The organism is Vibrio sp. Vb1554 (genome assembly GCF_033344235.1).
In genome coordinates, this window is sequence record NZ_JAWPOJ010000456.1 from 1 (window position 1) to 1,045 (window position 1,045).

Annotated in this window: 1 pseudogene; it reads left to right on the top strand. The window is 38.7% G+C overall.

Going from position 1 to position 1,045, the window contains the following annotated elements:
- Positions 1 to 776: 776 nt before the first annotated feature.
- Positions 777 to 1,045 (top strand): annotated as a pseudogene (locus R8N28_RS27020) (phospholipase D family protein); the annotation flags it as partial.

Genomic DNA, 1,045 nt, shown 5'->3' on the forward strand with positions numbered 1-1,045 from the left:
GGTAAGAGCCAACGTACTATGGGTTTTGCTAACATCGAAAATCCTTTTTTATTGTTGTATTCAGCCGAATGCTCGTGTTGGTTTTTCAACCTAAATGCGACATCAAAAAGCATAATGCTCAATGAGTTAGCAAGTACTCCCTGTGAGCAATCGGTGAGTTCATTGCATCTGAAATAGACGAAGATATTTGTACTTCTGTAGCGACTAACAACATAGTGTGTGGCCGTTACATCATTCAACTAACTTGAAACGAAATCATGCAGTTCAAGGCTAGGAACCCGTGTTCGTTGCCTACTTGCTTAGGCCAATTTCAAGTACAGTGAGAGAGCTGCGTTTTTCTGTGGTGACTAGCCACAAATAACTATCTATTCAAAGTTAATAAAATTAACAAAAAATTAACCAGATCCGCAAGTTATGCTGACTTACTTCTTTTGTCTCTAGGCAAACGCTGTGCCAAACATTTACCTCAATAAATTCATATGGTTATATATTTCAATTGATTTATTACAGAGCGCTATTGGTTATTATCGCCAGATATTAGTGATAATGACCAATACAACAAGAAACATAAGTAAAATAAATGATTTTGTGCGCCATAAAAATAAACTGAAATTAGGAGAAAAACGCGCCCAATACCGCTTTCTTCCCGCAGTATGATCTCACTTCATGGATTTACTTGACTAAACACTCGTTCTTTAGCCGCGATAACTGCACGTTGAAAGCACTTATGTCTATACTTCAATACAGTAAGGTTTTGTAAGACAAGGAAATGTGCATTGTTACATACGCTCTCCAAATTCATTTTCGCATCCATGTTCTCAGTGCTTTCAGCATGCTCATCAATCGAATCAAATCAGCCAAGTGAGAAATCCACAACTTTTCATTTCGGCTATCAACAAGATTCGGTTCTGGCTCATTACTTTGAAGCTTATGGCGAAGATCCTAAAACCATCACTGGCTTTTACCCGCTCAACCAAGGACACGATGCCCTTCTTGCTCGTACTTCTCTCATCGAGTCCGCACAAAAAAGCTTGGATCTTCAGTA